Origin of the sequence: Gordonia sp. NPDC062954, assembly GCF_044543825.1 — a bacterium.
Lineage (GTDB): Bacteria > Actinomycetota > Actinomycetes > Mycobacteriales > Mycobacteriaceae > Gordonia > Gordonia tangerina.
The window spans coordinates 38,375-57,958 of sequence record NZ_JBITWL010000001.1 but is presented as its reverse complement, the minus strand read 5'-3'; the positions used below and the strand labels follow the sequence as shown (position 1 = coordinate 57,958).

Here is a 19,584-nt window from a genome sequence, read left to right as displayed (position 1 = left end):
CCGGTGACGGCACCAGCGACTGGCCCGAGCGGGGCTGACCGCGTCTCCGCAGAGCCCGAACCCATCAAGGCGGTGCCACTGCGTCATCCGGGCCAGTGGTTCGCCGCCGCCATCGTGCTCGTTCTGGTGGTGCTGTTCGTCTACGGCGCGGCCACCAACAGCGCGTACGCGTGGAATACCTACGCCAACTATCTCTTCGACACCCGCATCCTCACGGGCATGTGGTACACACTTGTGCTCACCGTGCTGTCGATGATCATCGCTATCGTGCTGGGCGTGCTGCTGGCCGTGATGCGACTGTCGTCGAATCCGGTGTTGCGGTCGACCGCATGGGTCTATCTGTGGGTTTTCCGCGGCACACCTGTGTACGTCCAGCTGGTGTTCTGGGGGCTGTTGCCGGCGATCTACAAGCAGATCGACCTCGGCATCCCGTTCGTCGTTCAGTTCGCGCACTTCGATATCCAGGCACTGTATTCGGCGTTCATCTTCGCGATGATCGGCCTCGCGCTCAACGAGGCGGCCTACATGGCCGAGATCGTGCGTGCCGGTGTCTCGTCGGTCGGCGAAGGGCAGATGGAGGCCTCGGTCGCGTTGGGTATGTCATGGTCGCTTGCCATGCGGCGCACGGTGTTACCGCAGGCCATGCGCGTGATCATCCCGCCGACCGGCAACGAGGTGATCAGCATGCTCAAGACGACGAGCCTCGTGGCTGCGGTGCCCTTCACCGGGGATCTGTACGGGCGCGCGCGGGACATCTCCGGGGTGAATTTCGAGCCGATTCCGCTGCTGCTGGTGGCGTCCACCTGGTACCTGGCGATCACCAGCATCCTGATGGTCGGCCAGTACTACCTCGAGCGGTACTACTCGAAGGGTGCCAGCCGGCAGATGACCGCCCGACAGCTCAAGGCCATGGCTGCCAAACCGAGCACAACGATCGCGGAAGGGGAGAGCGATGAGCGTCGCTGAACGCCCCATGGTCTACGCCGACCGGGTCTGCAAGAACTTCGGCTCCCTGCGGGTGCTCAAGGGCATCACTCTCGAGGTGGGCCGTGGCGAGGTGCTGTGCCTCATCGGGCCGTCTGGTTCCGGGAAGTCGACGTTCCTGCGCTGCGTCAACCATCTCGAAGTGGTCAATGCGGGACGGCTTTACGTGGATGGTGATCTAATCGGCTACCGCGAACGTGGTGACAAGCTCCACGAGATGAGCCCGAAGGACGCAGCCAAACAGCGCCGCGACATCGGCATGGTGTTCCAGCACTTCAACCTGTTCCCGCACCGCACCGCGTTGGAGAATGTGATCGAGGCGCCGACACAGGTCAAACGGAAGAGCAAACGGGAGGCCACCGAGAGTGCCCGCACGTTGTTGGCTCGGGTGGGCTTGGCCGACAAGGCCGACACCTACCCCGCCCAACTGTCGGGCGGACAGCAGCAACGTGTCGCCATCGCCCGTGCGCTGGCGATGGAACCCAAGCTGATGCTGTTCGACGAGCCGACGTCCGCGCTGGATCCGGAGCTCGTCGGGGAGGTGCTCGGCGTGATGCGTGAACTCGCGGCCAGCGGGATGACGATGGTGGTCGTCACCCACGAGATGGGCTTCGCCCGTGAGGTCGCCGACCAACTGGTGTTCATGGACGGCGGTGTGGTGGTGGAGCAGGGTAATCCGCGTGAGGTGCTGGCCAACCCGCAACACGAACGTACTCAGGGCTTCCTGTCAAAGTTGTTGTGAGGCAACTGCTTCCGAGCGCGTCCTGTGACGTGTCACCAATTGTTCCCTGAGGAACGAGGCGCCAGCCGAGTGTCACGAAGGGACCCCGACCTCACACCTTTCGGCAACAGAAGATCGCGGTGCCCGGGAAGTATTGTCCGCGAAAAGGACTCCACTGCCCCCACACCTCCTCGAAACCCTCCGGCCACTCCGGTTCCACGATGTCGTCGAGCACCAACCCGGCCGCGCGGATCTCCCGGACGCGGTCGCCGATGGTCCGGTGGTGTTCCACGTAGGTGATGGCGCCGGCGTCGTCGACCTCGGTGTAAGGCGTGCGGTCGAAGTAGGGGATCTGCACGATGAGGCCGTCGGGTCCAGGATCGTCGAGGAACATCCAGCGCATCGGATGATTGACCGCGAAGACCCAGCGTCCTTCGGGGCGCAGGATCCGGGCCACCTCGGCCATCACATGCGCCGAGTCGGCAACAAACGGTACCGCGCCGAAGGCCGAGCACGCCACGTCGAACGAACTGTCCGCGAAGGGAAGTGCCTCGGCGGTCGCCTGCACCAGCGGGACCCGGCTGCGGTCTTGCTCCATCGCGGCGAGTCCGATGCCGAGCATGCGACGCGACAGATCGACGCCGACCGCACGAGCGCCCTGTCCGGCCAGCCACCGGGCACACGGTGCCGAGCCGCAGCCGACCTCCAGGATGTCGCGGTCTGCGATGTCACCGAGCAGGCCGATGTCAGTTTCTCGCAGGCCTTCCGGGCACCACACGAAGTCCCCGCCGGCGGCATGGGTTCCCAGGAAGGCGCCGTGTTCGGCGTGATAGTTGTCGGCGTCGTGGTCCCACCACCATCGGTTGGCGCGGTCACTCGTCGGTGAGTCGACGCGCCCGAGAATGCGCGGAGGTCGATGCGTCGAGCCGGCATCGTCGGTGCGCTCCTCACTCATGCCGGTGAGTCTAGCGACTGGTATCGGCTGGATCGGAGCCGCCGCCAGCGCACACGGTGATAAAATCGCGCGTGGTCAGCCTCCTGCTCCTGGGCCCGATCGATGTGTCGGGACCGACGGAAGCGCGCGCTGCTCAATTCGGTAGTCCACGGCTGCGGTGCCTGTTGGCCGCGCTCGGCGCCCGTGCCAATGTCGCTGCCGACGCCGACTGGCTCGCGGAGATCCTCTGGGGGCAGAGTCCGCCGACCAATCCGGAGGCTGCGCTGCACAACCTGGTGTTCCGCTTGCGTGCGCAACTGCGCGAGCACGGCGTGACCGACAAACTGGCGATCGTCACCGCCGCTCCCGGCTACTCGCTTCGGGTCGACCGCGACGAACTGGACCTCCTCGCGTTCGCCGACCGCTTCCATGCCGGGTGTGCGGTGACCGAGGCCGACCCGGGCGCTGCGGTGGCGCTGTTCGATTCTGCGGAGAGTCTCTGGCGTGGAAGACCATTCGGCGAGTTCGCCGACGAGCCATGGGTGCGTGGCGATGTCGAGGCGCTGCAGGAAACCCGGGTACGGATCGTCGAGGCGACCGCCGACGCGCTGCTGCGTTCGGGACGACCGGCAGATGCCGCGAGTCGACTTGAGCCCGCCGCCGCGGCACACCCGTACCGGGAAAGTGTGCACCAGGCGCGGATGCTCGCCCTCTGGCAAGCCGACCGCCCCGCCGAGGCGCTCGCGGTGTTCCGACGACTGCGGGCACGGCTGGCGACCGACCTCGGCACCGAACCCACCATTCGGCTCGGTGACCTGCACCAACGTATCCTCGCCGGCGAACGTGCGCCGACACCCACCGCCCCTGCAACGCCCACGGGCAGCGCGCCGCCGACACGCCGCAGACCCACACTGGAGGCGTCCGTGAGAGTCATCGGCCGTGATGTCGAGCTGGCCGATCTCGCGGCTCGAATCCGCCCGGGAACGGTGGTCACGGTAGTGGGGCCCGGCGGAGTGGGCAAGACCGCGCTGGTGCGCGAACATGCTCATCACCAAGAGGCCACCTGGATCGCAGAGCTGTCGGGCGTGGCGTCGCCGGCCGACGTGGTACACAGCGTCGTGTCGGCAACCGGGGCCGCTCCGCGGCGGGATCTCGGCGATCTCGAGGCGCTCGTCGAAACACTCTCGGGCCGAGTCGGTTTGCTTGTCCTCGACAACTGCGAGCACGTGGTCGACGCGGCCGCCGAGCTGGTCGAATCGGTGATCAGTCGATGTGCCGACCTATCGGTGGTGGCGACGTCGCGTGTTCCGTTGGGGTTGACCGCCGAGCAGGTCAGCGTGCTGGAGCCGCTGACGGTGCCGGCGGCGAACGCGTCGTCGGCCGCCATCGCCGAGAGCCCGTCGGTGCAGCTCTTCTGTACTCGTGCGCACGCCCGCAACGATCGGTTCGTGCTCACCGAGGAGAACGCCGCAGCAGTGGCCGAGATCTGCCGACGACTCGACGGGCTGCCGCTCGGCGTGGAACTCGCCGCGACCAGAGCCCGCGCCATTGCTCCGGCGGCGCTGGTGGACCGCCTTCAGTGGCGATTCCGGATTCTGCACAGTCCCCGGGACACCGACCCCCGGCACCGGAGTCTGCATGCGCTGGTCGACTGGTCGTATGCGCTGTTGAGTGATGCGGGTCGCGCTATGTTCGATGTCCTGGCGGTGTTTCCGGCGCACTTCGACCTCGACGACGCGGAAGCGCTTGCGGGGCACAGTGGGGTGGTACCGCGTGACGAGGTGGCCGATATCGTCAGTGAGCTCGTCGACAATTCGATGCTCTCGGCCGACGACTCCGGCTACCGAATGCTCGAGACCCTGCGCGCCTTCGGACTTCGACGACTCGACGAGAACGGTCGCCGCACATCGGCGCGAGCGGCGCATGCGCACCTGGTGGCCGATCGGATCGCTCCACTCGTCCGGGATCTCTTCGGCTCCGGCCACGTCGCGGCAGCCGGTCTGGTCGCGGCGCGCCTCGACGATGTGAGACAGGCGGTCGACCATGCCTGCGAGGTCGATCCGACGCTCGGCGACCGGATGATGGCGGGGGTGATCCCATTCCTGGAGCTGACCATGAGCACCGAGGCCACCGCCTGGTCACGCCGGCTTCGCGCAGCCGCCGATGTGTCGGTGGAAGATCCTCCGAAGTTGCCCGCGGCGTGGGCGGTGGCCGCCGCCGGGGCCCGCTTCGACGGGAATCTGTTGACCGCCAAGGAGTATGTTCGGTGTGGGCTGGCGTGCAGCCCCGCACCCGCCGTGGAGGTCTACCTGCGGATGATGCTCGTGGAGGTCGGCCTGTTCCAAGGGGATGTGACGGCGACGTCGCGATTGGCCCGCGATTTCCGGGCAGCGGGAACGGTCGCGGGGATGGCCGGCGCGGGCCGCATGGCCGACCTCTGCGTGCTGCTGATGAACGCCTACGCCGGCGACGGGCCCGCCGCGCATCGGGCTTCGCTGCGGATCGCCGATTTATGCACCGCGGCAGGGGAGACCGTCGTCGAAGGATGGGCGCGCTACGGTGCCGGTGAGTGCATTCTCGACGACGATCCGAGTCGAGCCGGCGAGCTGCTCGACGATGCGATCGCTTCTGCTGCGCACACGGGTGACCGCTATCTGATGGGTGTGGCACTGGTGTCCCGGGCATCCATCGAAGCCCGTTGCGGGACACCGGAGGTGGCCGCTCGTCTGTTCACCGATGTGCTCAACCACTGGCGCGACGCCGGCAACTGGACACACCAGTGGGTGTCGCTGCGCACCGTTGTCGATGTACTGCTACAACTCGATCGGCCTGAGGCGGCGGCCGAGTTGCTGGGTGCGATGCGCCGGGCCGATGAGATCACCGGGGCGGGGGCCTACGGCAGCGACGCGCAACGGCTCGACGCCGCGCATCGTCGGTTGCGGGAGCGTCTCGGGGACCCGACGCTCGACGAGGCGATGATGCGCGGCGCCGATCGACCGCGGGTCGATGTGGTGGCCGCGGCGCTGGCAGCGCTCAGCCCGGCGTGAGTTGGTAGAACCGGAAGAAGCTGAACTCCTCGATCGGCAGTACCTCCACCGCGGCGAACCCGGCCTGCTGGGCGTAGGCGCGCAGTGTCGACGCGCGCATCACCGTTCCGGTGCCTGCCGAGGGTGTCGAACTCATTCCGTCGGGCAGACAGACGAACAGCGAGAAGGCGTACATGATCTTGTCCAGATCGTCGGCGGGGCCGGCGAACTCATCGGAGACCGCCTCGTCCATGATCACCATGACACCGTCGGGCGCCAGCGCCGCCCGCGCCGCGGCCAACACCTCCACCGGGCGTGGCATGTCGTGGACGCACTCGAAGGCGAACACCACGTCGAACGGTCCGCGCTGCCCTGCGTCGGAGGCGTCGGCCAGCACGAACTCCACCCGATCGTCGACGCCGGCTTCCGCTGCTGCGTGACGCGCCATCTGCACCGACGCCTCGTCGACATCGAGGCCCACGAATGTCGCCTCCGGATAGGCCTTGGCCAGCGCGATGGTCGAGTGACCGGCGCCGAATCCGACGTCGGCGATGCGGGCGCCGGAACGGGAGAGCCGCGCGTGCAGGCCGTCGACGCCGGCGAGCGCAGGCGCGAGTTGACGGTCGAACCACGGGCGGTTGAGTGCCGCCTGGCATTCGCGGGCGTCGGCGCCCAGTTCTGCCCAGCTGACACCGCCGCCGGTGCGGTAGGCGTCGAGCAGGGCCGGAAGCTGGCCGAACGATGCGGCGAACATCCGCGGCAGCGTGCCCAAATAGGCGAGGCTGGCGGTGTCGGTGAGGGCTTCGGCCACCCCCGGTTGGATGCCGAAGCGGATCGGGTCGGCATCCAGATCGGCGTCGAGTATCCCGAAGGCCGACTGCATCTCCAGCCATTCTCTGGCGTAGCGCCGATGAGTGCCGGTGCGGTCGGCCAACTCGTCAGCCGACACCGGGCCGTGCTGGACGAGGCAGTCGTACCACCCGAGGCGTTCGCCGAGATAAATACTCATCGTCTCGGCGGTCGCCAGTGCTGAGGTGAAGATGCGCTCGGCGAAGGCGTCGGCCGTGACCGGCCGGTCGTCGGAGTGCGTCGGTCCGGGGGAGGGGGAAGTCGTGGTCGTTGATGTGGAGGGTGTCGTTGTCGAAGGTGTTGTTGTGCTCATGGGGCAACGATGCGTCTCCTCGCTCTCAGTTCGCTCTCACGCGGTGGTGAGGTTCTCTCACGGTGTCGTCGCGGCCGGTCCGCCTGCGACGATGTGGTCGCGACGGTTGTCGGGATCCCAACGACGCACCGTGGTGAACGAGCCGGAATCCTCGAGCGAGCCGACGGCGTCGAGGACGTCGAGGACCGCGGCGAGCTGCGTGGTGTCGACGCGCCGGGCGAGTGTGATGTGCGGGGTCCAGTTGCCCGGGGCGGCATGAGCGAAGGCGCCGTTGTCACCGAGGAAAGGTGTGGCTATGTCGCACACCCGGCGGTGCACCGCCAACAGAGCGGCGCTCGGCACCACGACTCGAGCCAACGTGCGGCGGGTCCCGTGGCCGAACAGCACCGGAGTGCCGATCCGGCACGGCAGAGGCAGGTCTTTCGCACAGGCCCCGAGTGCGTCATCGACACCGCCGTCGATGTGCCCGGCCGCGATCAATGTGACGTGTGGGCGATTGGTCGAGGCGCGGATACGGGCGGCGCTGGGCAGCCCGGCGTCGGCCAGCGCCTGCCATTCGGCGCGGACACGGGCGTCGATCGACTCATCGGGCAGGAGCTCGATGGAATGCGCCACGGCGCCAGTCAACCAGAATGGCGAGCACCCGGGTATCGAGTGGGTATCGAGGTGAGGGAGCAGGCAGTGCCGGTGAGCGGTTCGTCGTGGCCGGTGAGTGTTCTCAGCCGCGCCCGATAGCTGCTGACCAGCCGAAATGAGGGACCGCCCACCTCGAGGACGGTGACCTTCGCCGTGCGAGAAGACCCCGCGGCACCGGGTCGTCGGGCGTCACCGGACCGGCCGGGGAGAGCGTATTTGCCCAGGGCAAGCGGACTGGCGTAACCTTCTACGCGCATGCGCCCTCGGCGCGTGCGGCCGTCGTGCCCGGAGTTCAGCATCCGTTCACCGACGGCGGCAACTGAACTGTACCTACAACACACCTGTCCGGAGCAACTCACAAATATGTCGTCCCCCACGATCACCTCGCCGCAAGTAGCCGTCAATGACATCGGCTCGGCTGAGGACTTCCTCGCCGCCATCGACTCCACGATCAAGTACTTCAACGATGGCGACATCGTCGAAGGCACCATCGTCAAGGTCGATCGGGACGAGGTTCTGCTCGACATCGGTTACAAGACCGAAGGCGTGATCCCGTCGCGCGAACTGTCGATCAAGCACGACGTCGACCCCAACGAGGTCGTCAACGTCGGTGACGAGGTCGAGGCCCTGGTTCTCACCAAAGAGGACAAAGAAGGCCGCCTGATCCTGTCCAAGAAGCGTGCGCAGTACGAGCGCGCCTGGGGCACGATCGAGGAGCTCAAGGAGAAGGACGAGGCCGTCAAGGGCACCGTCATCGAGGTCGTCAAGGGCGGCCTGATCCTGGACATCGGTCTGCGCGGCTTCCTCCCGGCGTCGCTGGTGGAGATGCGTCGCGTCCGCGATCTGCAGCCGTACATCGGCAAGGAGATCGAGGCCAAGATCATCGAGCTCGACAAGAACCGCAACAACGTGGTCCTGTCGCGTCGTGCATGGCTCGAGCAGACCCAGTCCGAGGTCCGCAGCGAGTTCCTGCACCAGCTGCAGAAGGGACAGGTCCGCAAGGGCGTCGTGTCCTCGATCGTCAACTTCGGTGCGTTCGTCGATCTCGGCGGCGTCGACGGTCTGGTCCACGTCTCCGAGCTGTCCTGGAAGCACATCGATCACCCGTCCGAGGTCGTCGCCGTGGGCGATGAGGTCACCGTCGAGGTCCTCGACGTCGACCTGGACCGCGAGCGTGTGTCGCTGTCGCTCAAGGCCACTCAGGAAGATCCGTGGCGTCAGTTCGCCCGCACCCACGCGATCGGTCAGATCGTGCCGGGCAAGGTCACCAAGCTGGTGCCGTTCGGTGCGTTCGTCCGCGTCGACGAGGGCATCGAGGGTCTGGTCCACATCTCCGAGCTGGCCGAGCGCCACGTCGAGGTGCCCGATCAGGTCGTCTCCGTCGGCGACGACGCGATGGTCAAGGTCATCGACATCGACCTGGAGCGTCGCCGGATCTCGCTGAGCCTCAAGCAGGCCAACGAGGACTACACCGAGGAGTTCGACCCGTCGAAGTACGGCATGGCCGACAGCTACGACGAGCAGGGCAACTACATCTTCCCCGAGGGCTTCGACGCGGAGACCAACGAGTGGCTCGAGGGCTTCGAGCAGCAGCGTGAGGCATGGGAGGCCCGGTACGCCGAGGCCGAGCGTCGCCACAAGATGCACACCGCTCAGATGGAGAAGTTCGCCGCTGCCGCCGCCGAGGCCGCCAACGCCCCGTCGGATTACTCGTCGGCATCGGAGAGCCGCAGCACCGGCAGCAGCGCTCCGGCATCGTCGGGTGGCTCGCTGGCCAGCGACGAGCAGCTCGCCGCACTGCGCGAGAAGCTGTCGGGCAACGCCTGATTCGAATCTCACTGACACAGAACTCCCCGGCTCATCACGAGTCGGGGAGTTCTGTTCTTCGTGCTGATCGTCCTGAGCCCAGGTGTCGTCGGCAGCAGCGGAGATGACCCTGATTGTGGTCGCGTCTGTACCCGACGCACTCAACCGCCAAAGTGCGCGGCCAACCGCCGGTGTCGGTGCCGGAACAGATGCTCGACGAACCGGGCGAGCAGGGGTGCGGCCGGCCTCAGCAGCAGACGTGGGCGTAACGCGACGGTGTCGACAACCTCGGTGCGCTCGGCAGTGAGCGGTGTCAGTGTTCTGGCGTGATGCCACACCCGCATGGAAGCCATCGAGGACTCTTCGCGAAATCCGCGCCCGGGTGTGAGTTCGACGATGGTCAGTTCGTCGTAGTCGAGCGGCAACAAACCGCCGAACAGCATGCGCACCTTGCCCACGCTCGTGCCGACCTCGATGTCGGCCAGTGTTTTCCCGCGATGCCGGCGCGGCAGCATCATCTTGAGGTAGGGCATCAGCTCATCGTTGACGCCCTCCATTCGGCTGACGCGATCCCACACCGCGTCGATCGGTGCCGGTATCACGGACCGCTGAGTCAGTGACCGGAGCGGAGCATCGCTACCCACTCGACCAGCCTGCCAATGCTGGTCGACCTGGGTCAGCGGAATCGAACCATTAGCAGTTGACAATAATTTTCATTAACACGTTGACTGTCTCCCGTGCATGTGAAGAAGACAAATCTGACAAGGGTGGCGGCGCTGTGTGCTGCCGCATCGTTCGCGCTGGTCGCGTGTGGCACCGATAGCACCGACGATGCTGCGCCGAGCAGCACTGCCGACGCTTCTGGTGAACGAGTTGAACAGCAGAGCGCCACACCGCGTCTGGCGCTCAGCTACGACGGCGGCATCCTGGTGCTGGACGCGGAAAACCTGGAGCAGGTGGCCGACATCCCCACCGAGGGGTTCATCCGACTCAACAGCGCCGATAACGGACGCAACGTATTCGTCTCGGAATCGGGCGGTTTCCGCGTTCTGGACATGGGGACCTGGACCGTCCAGCACGGCGACCACGGGCACTACTACACATCAGAACCCGAGCTGACCGACATGACCTTCGGTGGCGAGGAACCGGGCCATGTGGTGCCGCACGATTCCCGCATCACGCTGTTCAGCGACGGCACGGGGGAGGTCGACATCGTCGAACCGGCGGAGCTGCGGCGCGGCAATGCGAAATCGACCGAGTACACGGTGCCTGAGCCTCATCATGGCGTGGCGGTCTTCCGCGCGGACGGCAGCCTGGTGGTGACACGAGGAAACGAGGATGAGCGCAGCGGCATCGCGATCCTCGACAAGGAGCGCAACGAGATCGCGAGCACCGACGAGTGCCCCGGGGTCCACGGTGAGGCCGCCGCCGCCGACGGTGTCCTCACCTTCGGCTGCCAGGACGGCATTCTCGTCGTGCGCGGCAACGAGATCGAGAAGGTGGCCAGCCCCGACGGCTACGGACGCATCGGCAACCAGGCCGGCTCGGCAACATCGCCGATCGTCCTGGGTGACTACAAGACCGACGAGGACGCCGAACTCGAGCGGCCGAACCGGTTCACTCTCACCGACACTCGGACCGGCGATCTTCGCATTGTCGACTTCCCGGCCAGCTACAGCTTCCGGTCGATCGAACGCGGACCCGATGGTGAAGCCGTGATCCTCGGCACCGATGGTGCACTATACGTCTATGACCCGATGACCGGGGATCAGGTGCGCAAGATCGACGTCATCGACGCGTGGACCGAGCCCGATGAATGGCAGTCGCCGATGCCGAACGTTCATGTGCAGGAGGGCGTCGCCTACGTCACCGACCCGAATGCGAGGACCGTGACCGCGGTCGATCTGGCCACCGGAGAGCAGACGGCGCAGGCCGAACTGCCGCAGCCGACCATCGAACTCACCGGTGTCACCGCCTGAGCTCGAGCAGCGCTGATCGTCGCCCCCTCCTTTCGTTCCACCTGCTCGGAACGATGCAGCGCGAACGAAACGAGGGAGCGGTGATCGGTTCGCGGAGGATTTGTCAGACTGGTCGGGTGATCAGACTGGGGCTGTCCGGCGGAATCGGGGCCGGCAAATCAACCGTGGCCACGACATTCATCCACCGCGGTGGCTACCACATCGACGCCGACAAGATCGCGCGTGAAGTGGTGGAACCGGGGACACCGGGACTGGCCGCCCTGGTGGAGGCATTCGGCGACGAGATCCTGGCCGATGACGGCAGCCTGGATCGACCCGCGTTGGCCGCCCGGGCCTTCGTGGACGACGAACAGCGCCAGAAGCTGAACTCGATCACCCATCCGCTGGTGGGTGCGCGCACCCAGGAGTTACTCGAGGCCGCGCCGGACGACGCCATCGTGGTGCAGGACATCCCGTTGCTCGTAGAGGGCAACATGGCTCCGTTCTTCCATCTCGTGCTGATCGTGCACGCCGACGCTGAGACACGTGTGCAGCGTCTGACCACGGCGCGCGGCATGCCAGAAGATGACGCGCGTGCGCGAATTGCGGCGCAGGCCAGCGATGAGCAGCGCCGAGCGGTGGCCGATGTGTGGCTCGACAACTCTGGTAGTCCCGAGGATCTCGCCGCTGCGGCGGCAGCGCTCTGGGAGGAACGTCTGGTTCCCTTCGAGCAGAACGTCCGGTCGCGGACGGTGGTAGCAGGTCCGTTGGAGTTGGCCGATCCCGATCCCGGCTGGGCCGCCGAGGGCATCCGCCTGGTGAACCGAATGTGGGCGGTGGTCGGCGACAAGGCGTCGGCCATTGATCACATCGGATCGACCGCGATTCCGGGTCTGACCGCCAAGCCCACGATCGATCTGCAGATCACTGTCGCCGACCTTGGTGTCGCGGATCAACTGGCCGAAGTGCTCGCCGACGGCGGATTTCCCCGAGTGCCCGGTATCGACGGCGACAATCCGAAACCCGATCCGGCGACCGGGTCGGTGGACGAGGGGGATTGGGGAAGACGGCTGCACGGATCGGCCGACCCGGGGCGACCGGTGAATGTACACCTGCGTGCGGCGGACTCGCCGGGCCGCGCGTTTGCGCTGGATTTCCGCGATTGGCTCCGTGACGACGCCGCGGCCCGAGCGGAGTACGCCGAGGTCAAGCGGGTGGCGCTGCAGGCGGCCGAGGGCGATCTCGGTCGCTATGTCGCGGCCAAAGAGCAGTGGTTCGACGATGCCTACCGGCGGGTCACCGCCTGGAAGGCCACAAAGTCTTGACGCCCGGCGTGCCCATCGTGCGTTGTTCCTGTTCCCTGAGGTGCGGGGCACCCACCGCGCGTTGTTCCTGATCCCTGAGGAGCGAGGCGCCAGCCGAGCGTCACGAAGGGCTCGCACCTGCACCGATTCACACAATCGGGTGAACTCTGGCAACGGGTGTGCGCAGAAACCCATTTCGGCATCGTGCATGACGTGAACCTTTGCTAGCGTGAAGCCGCACCCACGGGTGCGACCTACATCACTGCTCTAGTCGAGGGAGAACAGCCATGGGTGCACGCACGAAGGGGCGCGCCGCGGCGGCGACCGTAGCGTTTGCCAGTGTTGCGGCCGCGGGGGCGGTGATGGCCGCGCCTGCGAGTGCGGACGTCAGCAAGCTCGAGATCGACAACTCTGCGCTACTCGGGTCGCTCGATCAGCGGTATGGAGCGAGCTGCGGGTACGGCGTAATTGCCACCGTGCCCGAGGACAGCACTGAAAATGTCGTGTTCAGGATCAACGGCAACCAGGTCGGTTCAATCAAGCCCGACGGCGGCAAGGCGGTGTATCCCTGGTTCCCATTCAATCCGGGGCAATACACGATCAAGGCGACTCAGGGTGCGGGCGATGAGGGCGAGTCGATCGGCCCACTCAACGTCGGAGTCGGTGTCTACACCGGCAGTTCATGCATCATCCTCTACTGATGCGCTAGCAGCTTGCGTGAACACTCAGGAACGAAACGGCGATTCTGCCTCTTGAAAGTTGCCGAATCGTGATATCTGTGGAATACCTGAACTGATCGCAATCGTCGGGATGCGATCGTGAACCCAGGATTTACCGAGGGAGAGAAGCACATGGCTGTTAGTAAGACCCGCCGCGCCTTCAGCGCCGCCGCTGCAATCGCCGGCGTCGGGGCCGCAGGCCTCATGATGGCCGCGCCGGCCAACGCAGACGTCACGAAGATCGGTGTCAACACCCCCGCGGGCTATGGCTCCGCATCGGGCGTTTATGGTGCTTCCTGCACGTACGAGATCGAGGCAACGGTCTCTACTAACGCTTCACCGGTTTCGTGGTACATCAATGACGACCCGGAGCCGGTTAAGACTGACACGCCCAGCAACCTGTCGGCGACCTATGATTTCACTCCAGAGGAGCCGGGAACCTATGTGATCAAGGCGGAGCAAGCAGGCGGTCCCGCTCAATCCACAACCCTGAACGTCGCCCCCGGCATCAACATCGATCCAGGTCTGGACACGGGTTCGCTGAACATCATTTCGCCGTTCCCCGTCGGCTGCATCGTGCTGTCGACGCCTACGCTGCCTGACAACAGCTGATCTTCTGAGCACGACAGGGGCGTTGCGGACATGCTCCGCAACGCCCCTGCTGTGTCCATTGGTGACACCACACCCGGTTGGTGCCGCATTTGGTGGCACGTCCCATCCTGTGAAATACCTGAATTGATCGTGCAAGAACAACGCGATCAACATGCCTAGTCAAAGGAGAACAGCGCATGGCTGTGAATTCGACCCGCCGCACCCGGATCGCCGGTGGTGCCGCAGCGCTCATCGGTGCGGGAGCCGCCACCCTGATGATGGCCTCGCCGGCCAACGCAGCGGTCACCGACATCGAGGTGACCACCCCGTCGGGCTACGGCTCGACCGCCGGCGTGTACGGCGACCAGTGTTCCTACGACATCGAGGTCACCGTCGACGAAGAGAACGAGGGTGTGCCGGTGACGTTCTGGGTCGCCAAGGACGGCGACGACGCCACCGAACTCGACGAGGTGCAGGCCGAAGACGGTAAGGCGACGTACTCCTGGACTCCTGGCGCGCCGGGTAGCTACGTGATCGCCGCCACCCAGGACGGCCAGACGGGCAAGGCCACCGGCGAACTGCAGGTCGGAAGTGGCTTCGAGGTTCCGGCTCCGGAACTCGGGAAGATCACCATCCAGCTGCCGCTCGCGGGATCGTGCATCGTCACGTCCTCCTGACACCGAACCACTCATGACGCCGTGCGGGGCGTCTCGGACTGCACAGGTCCGAGGCGTCCCGCTTTGGCGTTGGGACTAATTGCGACATCTGGTTACGATTGTGACCCAATGTGTCATATTTCATATTTGTGCCTGCTAGCGTCATCATCGCGCCCGCTGGAGGCGCGATCTGACAGTGCAATCGCAGTGAAGTGGAGTTGAGCATGACTGGTCGGGGAAGTCGAAATCGTTTGCGGATCGTCGGGGGCGCAATCGCTTTCAGTGCGGCGGCGATGGGCGGGGTGGCCGTTGGGGCGCCGGCCGGTGCGGCAACGCTGCAAGGCGTCGCGGTCGACACACCCGCCGGTTACGGATCGTCGGCGACCGGTTCGCTGAACTACAACGTCTACGGCGCGGGGTGCACGTATCGCCTCGACGTACCGGTGGCCGGTCCACGCTCGGCGAAGGGCAACCTGAAGCTCACGTCGACGGTGAACGGCAAGACCGTGACGTTCTACAACAAGAAGCCGACCAGCGTGATGGAGCATCCGGTCTGGCGCCCGACCGAGCCCGGTCGGCACGTGCTGACGGCCACCTTGGACGGCGTCACCAAGAAGCGAACGGTCACCGTCGGACCGGGCGTGCAGTTCCCGGACTTCATCCGGGCCGGCGCCTGCTTCGTCTTGCCCATCTACTGAGCGCTCAGGCGGGCCGGTCTGGAAAGAAGACCGGCCCGCCTGCCGCGGCGTCCAGCCAGGCCTGCACGTCGTGGCCGTGTTCGGCCGACCCCACCAGGGCTCGCGCCGCGATCATGACCGCCTGCTCACACTCGTCGGCCCCGAGTAGGCCGGCGACGCGAGCGTCGAACAACTCGTCCACGTCGAGCAACTCCAACGGCCGGCCCGGTACGTCGACGAGATCGAGGTACCAGTCCTCGGCATGCCAAAGGCCGTGCTCGTCGGGTCCGGAGAACCGTCCCACGTCCAGATACAAGCGCTGACCGTCGCGGTAGCCACCCCGATAGTGGAAGATGTTCGCCCGCAGCCCGAGCGCGGGCAGCAGCCAGGTCTCCAAACGGTTGAACCGTGGGTGATCCGCGGTCCGAGACATGTAGAGCCCGTGGTCGGCCACCACGTAGCGCTCCACCGGCCGCACGAAGCCCTTGTTGTCGGTGTTGGTCATCGCGGGGACGTCGAACACCTCGCGCTTGGGTGGGTGGCGCTTGGGGGTAGGCGGTCCGCTGGGCATGGCCAACACCTTAACCCGCAGGTCAGGCGACGGAACACAACTGTCATAGCCCGCGTTTACCCTGGCACTATGGCTTTTGCAGCAGAACGCCCGGTCGTGGCGCACTCCGAGTTCCGGCCGGTCGGGGAGATCGAACGGACCGGTGGCCACTTCGAGGTGGTCAGCGAGTACGAACCCGCCGGTGATCAGCCCACGGCGATCAACGACCTCGAGAAGCGCATCACCGGCGGGGAGAAGGACATCGTCCTGCTCGGCGCCACCGGTACCGGCAAGTCGGCGACCACCGCATGGCTCATCGAACGCGTGCAACGCCCGACGCTGGTGATGGCGCCCAATAAGACCCTGGCCGCACAGCTCGCAAACGAACTGCGGGACATGCTGCCCAACAACGCCGTCGAGTACTTCGTGTCGTACTACGACTACTACCAACCCGAGGCGTACATCGCGCAGACCGACACCTACATCGAGAAGGACTCGTCAATCAACGACGATGTCGAGCGGTTACGGCATTCGGCCACGTCGAGTCTGCTCTCCCGGCGCGACGTGGTGGTGGTCGCCTCGGTGTCGTGCATCTACGGTCTCGGTACCCCACAGTCCTATCTCGACCGGTCCGTCGAGGTCAGTGTGGGCGACGAGATCGATCGCGACGCCCTGCTGCGGCTCCTGGTGGATGTTCAATACACCCGCAACGACACCGCATTCACCCGCGGGAGCTTCCGCGTACGCGGCGACACCGTGGAGATCATCCCGTCCTACGAGGAGCTCGCCGTACGCATCGAGTTCTTCGGCGACGAGGTGGAGTCGCTGTACTATCTGCACCCGCTCACCGGCGACGTGGTGCGCGAGGTGGACAACCTGCGCATCTTCCCGGCCACCCACTACGTGGCCGGCCCGGAGCGCATGGAGCGGGCGATGAAGAGCATCGAAGAAGAACTCGAGGCCCGCCTCACCGAACTCGAGAACAAGGGCAAACTCCTGGAAGCCCAGCGGCTGCGCATGCGCACCAGTTACGACCTGGAGATGATGCGGCAAGTAGGTTTCTGCTCGGGCATCGAGAACTATTCGCGGCACATCGACGGACGTGGGCCGGGTAGTGCCCCGGCGACCCTGATCGACTACTTTCCCGAGGATTTCCTGCTCGTCATCGACGAGTCGCACGTGACCGTGCCGCAGATCGGCGGGATGTACGAGGGCGACATGTCGCGTAAACGCAACCTCGTCGACTACGGTTTCCGGCTCCCGTCGGCGATCGACAACCGGCCGCTGACGTGGGATGAGTTCGTCGATCGCATAGGACAAACGGTGTACCTTTCGGCAACGCCGGGCCCCTACGAGCTCGGCCAGGCCAACGGCGAGTTCGTCGAGCAGGTGATCCGGCCCACCGGTCTCGTCGACCCGGAGGTCGTCGTGAAACCCACCAAGGGGCAGATCGACGATCTCGTGCACGAGATCCGAGAACGTACCGAACGCGACGAGCGTGTGCTGGTCACCACGCTCACCAAGAAGATGGCCGAAGACCTCACCGACTACCTGTTGGAACTGGGTATCCGCGTGCGATACCTGCACTCCGAGGTGGACACCCTCCGTCGCGTCGAACTGTTGCGGCAGCTGCGATCCGGCGAGTACGACGTGCTCGTGGGCATCAACCTGCTGCGTGAGGGCCTCGACCTGCCGGAGGTGTCGCTGGTGGCGATCCTCGACGCCGACAAGGAGGGCTTCCTGCGGTCCACCACCTCGCTGATCCAGACGATCGGCCGCGCCGCGCGCAACGTGTCCGGACAAGTGCACATGTATGCCGACACGATCACCGATTCGATGCGTAACGCGATCGACGAGACCGAACGTCGCCGCGAGAAGCAGATCGCTTACAACAAGGAGATGGGCATCGATCCGAAGCCGTTGCGCAAGAAGATCGCTGACATTCTCGACCAGGTGTACCGCGAAGCCGAGGATGAAGCGGTCACGGTCGGCGGTTCCGGCCGCAACGCCAGTCGCGGTCGCCGGGCCCAAGGTGAGGTGTCCAAGGCGGGCAGCGCGGGCGTCATCGAGAAGCGTGACACATCGGCGATGCCGCGCGCCGAACTGGCCGATCTGGTGTCGCAACTGACCGATCAGATGATGTCTGCGGCCCGGGATCTGCAATTCGAGTTGGCCGGACGGCTCCGCGACGAGATCGCCGACCTGAAGAAAGAACTGCGCGGCATGGACGCCGCGGGCATCAAGTAATTGTGCCGATCCCCACGAACGGCGGACAAACCGGGCGCCGCAAACTAATCTGCCGGATCAGGGGTTCTACAGTGTGGGGATGACACCTGCCTCGACGCCGGTCGAGGCGGACTGACACGTGGAGGATGGATGAGCGCATATCAGACGATCGTCGTCGGCACCGATGGCTCCGAGTCATCGCTCAAGGCGGTCGACCGTGCGGGGGCAATCGCCGGCGAGTCGGCCACGTTGGTCATCGCGTGCGCCTACTTCCCGAATGATCGTGGTGCGGGCGGGGCAGCCGACGTGCTGAAGGACGAGGCCTATCAGGTGATGGGTTCCTCGCCGACCGAGGAGATCCTGCGCACCGCCAAGGAGCGGGCTTCCAAGGCCGGCGCAGGCAACATAGACCCGCGTTCGGTGAAGGGCGCTCCGGTCGACGCGCTGCTGCAACTCGTGACCGATGCCAAGGCGGACCTGCTGGTGGTGGGCAACCGAGGATTGAACTCCATCGCTGGACGACTGCTCGGATCGGTGCCCGCAGACGTGGCGCGCAAGTCGGCGTGCGACGTACTGATCGTGCACACGACCTAGTAACGCAACTTTTCGCGAACCGCTCACCGGCAACCGGTGAGCGGTTCGTCTTTGCCTCAGGCCGGGCCCGGGAACGGTCCCGCCCGACCCAGCAAGGCCGGGACGTCCTGACCCAGCTTGCCGGCGAGCCATTCGGCCGTCTCGACCATCGCGGCGAGGTCGATTCCGGTGGACACTTCGGACCGTTCCAGTGCGTACACCAGATCCTCTGACGCGATGTTGCCGGTCGCGGCGGGTGCGAACGGGCAACCCCCGTAACCGCCGACGCTCGAATCCAGTGCAGCGGCGCCCAAGTCGAACGCGGTGAGAGCATTCGCATACCCGGTGTTGCGGGTGTTGTGGAAATGCCACCGCAGCGGGATCTCCGACGCCACCCGGCCCGCACCGGCGGCCAGCGCACGCACCTGCGCGGGGACACCGACGCCGATCGTGTCGGCCAGTGCGATCTCATCGGGTCCGGCCGCGGCCACCTGACGCACGATGTCCACCACGTGATCGGCAGCGACCTCGCCGGAGAACGGGCAACCGAACGATGCGGCGATGGTCACCGTGCTGAACACGCCTGCCACACGCGCCTCCTGCACGATGTCGAGGGCCGCGGAGATCCCTTCGGCGACAGTGCAACCCTGATTGCGGGTGCTGAACTCGTCGGTCGACACCACCACCACGTTGACTTCGTCGACGCCGGCGGCCAACGCCCGATCGAGTCCACGTCGGTTGAGGACCAGGCCGATGTAGGAGGCCCCCGCATCCCGCGGGAGCTGTTCCATCACCTCCTCGGCGCCGGCCATCTGCGGAACACGTTTCGGATTGACAAAGCTGACGGCCTCGACGCGCCGCGCCCCCGCGGTGACGAGCCGGGTGATCAGTGAGACCTTGTCGTCGACCGACAGCGGTGTCTTCTCGTTCTGCAGTCCGTCGCGCGGACCCACCTCGACCACAGTGAACTCACTCATCGCTCCATCTTGCGGCACCCGTGAGTTGTATGCAATAGAGGTCACCGAAACACGTTGTTTACGCAAATTCGCAGCACAGGTGAC

Annotated in this window: 18 protein-coding genes; 12 read left to right on the top strand and 6 right to left on the bottom strand. The window is 65.7% G+C overall.

All coding sequences use genetic code 11. The features are described 5' to 3' along the window. Positions 1-3: 3 nt before the first annotated feature. Positions 4-966, top strand: a complete 963-nt coding sequence (locus ACIGKQ_RS00250; RefSeq protein WP_396571902.1) for an amino acid ABC transporter permease — start codon at positions 4-6, stop codon at positions 964-966. Further along, the gene (locus ACIGKQ_RS00245) at positions 953-1,726 is read left to right on the top strand and encodes an amino acid ABC transporter ATP-binding protein (protein WP_328714350.1); all 774 of its coding nucleotides are present in this window, start codon (positions 953-955) and stop codon (positions 1,724-1,726) included. Before ACIGKQ_RS00250 ends, ACIGKQ_RS00245 begins: the two co-directional genes overlap by 14 nt. Before the next feature lie 91 nt (positions 1,727-1,817). Here ACIGKQ_RS00245 and ACIGKQ_RS00240 read toward each other — a convergent pair whose 3' ends face one another. Beyond that, positions 1,818-2,660: a class I SAM-dependent methyltransferase gene (locus ACIGKQ_RS00240; RefSeq protein ID WP_396571901.1), complete on the bottom strand. Its 843-nt coding sequence runs from the start codon at positions 2,658-2,660 to the stop codon at positions 1,818-1,820. A 71-nt stretch (positions 2,661-2,731) separates the two neighbouring features. On the opposite strand from ACIGKQ_RS00240, the gene ACIGKQ_RS00235 reads away from it, so the two are divergent. Continuing rightward, entirely contained in the window at positions 2,732-5,686 is a 2,955-nt protein-coding gene (locus tag ACIGKQ_RS00235; protein ID WP_396571900.1) for an ATP-binding protein, read from the top strand. Here ACIGKQ_RS00235 and ACIGKQ_RS00230 read toward each other — a convergent pair. Continuing rightward, positions 5,673-6,827, bottom strand: coding sequence for a methyltransferase domain-containing protein (locus tag ACIGKQ_RS00230; RefSeq protein ID WP_396571899.1), 1,155 nt, complete (start codon positions 6,825-6,827; stop codon positions 5,673-5,675). The genes ACIGKQ_RS00235 and ACIGKQ_RS00230 overlap by 14 nt on opposite strands. 57 nt (positions 6,828-6,884) lie before the next feature. After that, positions 6,885-7,442: a 2'-5' RNA ligase family protein gene (locus tag ACIGKQ_RS00225; RefSeq protein ID WP_396571897.1), complete on the bottom strand. Its 558-nt coding sequence runs from the start codon at positions 7,440-7,442 to the stop codon at positions 6,885-6,887. A 384-nt stretch (positions 7,443-7,826) separates the two neighbouring features. Here ACIGKQ_RS00225 and rpsA point away from each other — a divergent pair, with 384 nt between their 5' ends. Continuing rightward, positions 7,827-9,290 carry a 30S ribosomal protein S1 gene (gene rpsA / locus ACIGKQ_RS00220; RefSeq protein ID WP_235723093.1) on the top strand — a complete coding sequence of 488 codons (1,464 nt, stop codon included), beginning with the start codon at positions 7,827-7,829 and terminating at the stop codon, positions 9,288-9,290. 140 nt (positions 9,291-9,430) lie between these two features. Here the strand turns inward: rpsA and ACIGKQ_RS00215 are convergent, their stop codons facing one another. Then, positions 9,431-9,913 carry an SRPBCC family protein gene (locus ACIGKQ_RS00215; protein WP_396571896.1) on the bottom strand — a complete coding sequence of 161 codons (483 nt, stop codon included), beginning with the start codon at positions 9,911-9,913 and terminating at the stop codon, positions 9,431-9,433. A gap of 93 nt (positions 9,914-10,006) precedes the next feature. Here ACIGKQ_RS00215 and aztD point away from each other — a divergent pair, with 93 nt between their 5' ends. The 6 genes from aztD to ACIGKQ_RS00185 all read left to right on the top strand — a co-directional run bounded on the left by aztD (position 10,007) and on the right by ACIGKQ_RS00185 (position 15,195). After that, a complete protein-coding gene (gene aztD / locus ACIGKQ_RS00210; protein ID WP_396571895.1) occupies positions 10,007-11,248 on the top strand; it encodes a zinc metallochaperone AztD in 1,242 nt (413 codons plus the stop codon). A 116-nt stretch (positions 11,249-11,364) separates the two neighbouring features. Beyond that, on the top strand, positions 11,365-12,552 hold the full coding sequence (gene coaE / locus ACIGKQ_RS00205) for a dephospho-CoA kinase (RefSeq protein ID WP_396571894.1): 1,188 nt from the start codon (positions 11,365-11,367) through the stop codon (positions 12,550-12,552). Between the two features lie 266 nt (positions 12,553-12,818). Continuing rightward, positions 12,819-13,232, top strand: coding sequence for a hypothetical protein (locus ACIGKQ_RS00200; RefSeq protein WP_266061095.1), 414 nt, complete (start codon positions 12,819-12,821; stop codon positions 13,230-13,232). Positions 13,233-13,382: 150 nt separating this feature from the next. Beyond that, positions 13,383-13,862: a hypothetical protein gene (locus tag ACIGKQ_RS00195; protein ID WP_396571893.1), complete on the top strand. Its 480-nt coding sequence runs from the start codon at positions 13,383-13,385 to the stop codon at positions 13,860-13,862. Positions 13,863-14,038: 176 nt separating this feature from the next. Beyond that, a complete protein-coding gene (locus tag ACIGKQ_RS00190) occupies positions 14,039-14,518 on the top strand; it encodes a hypothetical protein (RefSeq protein WP_396571891.1) in 480 nt (159 codons plus the stop codon). A gap of 203 nt (positions 14,519-14,721) precedes the next feature. After that, on the top strand, positions 14,722-15,195 hold the full coding sequence (locus ACIGKQ_RS00185) for a hypothetical protein (protein ID WP_266061099.1): 474 nt from the start codon (positions 14,722-14,724) through the stop codon (positions 15,193-15,195). Between the two features lie 4 nt (positions 15,196-15,199). Here ACIGKQ_RS00185 and ACIGKQ_RS00180 read toward each other — a convergent pair whose 3' ends face one another. After that, complete coding sequence (locus ACIGKQ_RS00180) at positions 15,200-15,745, bottom strand: DUF402 domain-containing protein (protein ID WP_328714362.1); 546 nt, start codon at positions 15,743-15,745, stop codon at positions 15,200-15,202. Positions 15,746-15,814: 69 nt separating this feature from the next. Between ACIGKQ_RS00180 and uvrB the strand changes: the two genes are divergently transcribed. Both uvrB and ACIGKQ_RS00170 read left to right on the top strand, forming a co-directional pair. Continuing rightward, entirely contained in the window at positions 15,815-17,971 is a 2,157-nt protein-coding gene (uvrB, locus tag ACIGKQ_RS00175) for an excinuclease ABC subunit UvrB (RefSeq protein WP_396571889.1), read from the top strand. Positions 17,972-18,100: 129 nt separating this feature from the next. Continuing rightward, the gene (locus tag ACIGKQ_RS00170) at positions 18,101-18,544 is read left to right on the top strand and encodes a universal stress protein (RefSeq protein ID WP_235723086.1); all 444 of its coding nucleotides are present in this window, start codon (positions 18,101-18,103) and stop codon (positions 18,542-18,544) included. A 56-nt stretch (positions 18,545-18,600) separates the two neighbouring features. Here the strand turns inward: ACIGKQ_RS00170 and ACIGKQ_RS00165 are convergent, their stop codons facing one another. Next, the gene (locus ACIGKQ_RS00165; protein ID WP_396571888.1) at positions 18,601-19,500 is read right to left on the bottom strand and encodes a hydroxymethylglutaryl-CoA lyase; all 900 of its coding nucleotides are present in this window, start codon (positions 19,498-19,500) and stop codon (positions 18,601-18,603) included. Between the last annotated feature and the right edge of the window lie 84 nt (positions 19,501-19,584).

Coding starts and splice junctions, on each gene's coding strand:
- ACIGKQ_RS00165 (WP_396571888.1), bottom strand. CDS start 19,500: ATGAGTGAGTTCACTGTGGTCGAGGTGGGTCCGCGCGACGGACTGCAG.
- uvrB (WP_396571889.1), top strand. CDS start 15,815: ATGGCTTTTGCAGCAGAACGCCCGGTCGTGGCGCACTCCGAGTTCCGG.
- ACIGKQ_RS00180 (WP_328714362.1), bottom strand. CDS start 15,745: ATGCCCAGCGGACCGCCTACCCCCAAGCGCCACCCACCCAAGCGCGAG.
- ACIGKQ_RS00230 (WP_396571899.1), bottom strand. CDS start 6,827: ATGAGCACAACAACACCTTCGACAACGACACCCTCCACATCAACGACC.
- ACIGKQ_RS00245 (WP_328714350.1), top strand. CDS start 953: ATGAGCGTCGCTGAACGCCCCATGGTCTACGCCGACCGGGTCTGCAAG.
- rpsA (WP_235723093.1), top strand. CDS start 7,827: ATGTCGTCCCCCACGATCACCTCGCCGCAAGTAGCCGTCAATGACATC.
- ACIGKQ_RS00240 (WP_396571901.1), bottom strand. CDS start 2,660: ATGAGTGAGGAGCGCACCGACGATGCCGGCTCGACGCATCGACCTCCG.
- ACIGKQ_RS00185 (WP_266061099.1), top strand. CDS start 14,722: ATGACTGGTCGGGGAAGTCGAAATCGTTTGCGGATCGTCGGGGGCGCA.
- ACIGKQ_RS00195 (WP_396571893.1), top strand. CDS start 13,383: ATGGCTGTTAGTAAGACCCGCCGCGCCTTCAGCGCCGCCGCTGCAATC.
- ACIGKQ_RS00190 (WP_396571891.1), top strand. CDS start 14,039: ATGGCTGTGAATTCGACCCGCCGCACCCGGATCGCCGGTGGTGCCGCA.
- ACIGKQ_RS00200 (WP_266061095.1), top strand. CDS start 12,819: ATGGGTGCACGCACGAAGGGGCGCGCCGCGGCGGCGACCGTAGCGTTT.
- ACIGKQ_RS00170 (WP_235723086.1), top strand. CDS start 18,101: ATGAGCGCATATCAGACGATCGTCGTCGGCACCGATGGCTCCGAGTCA.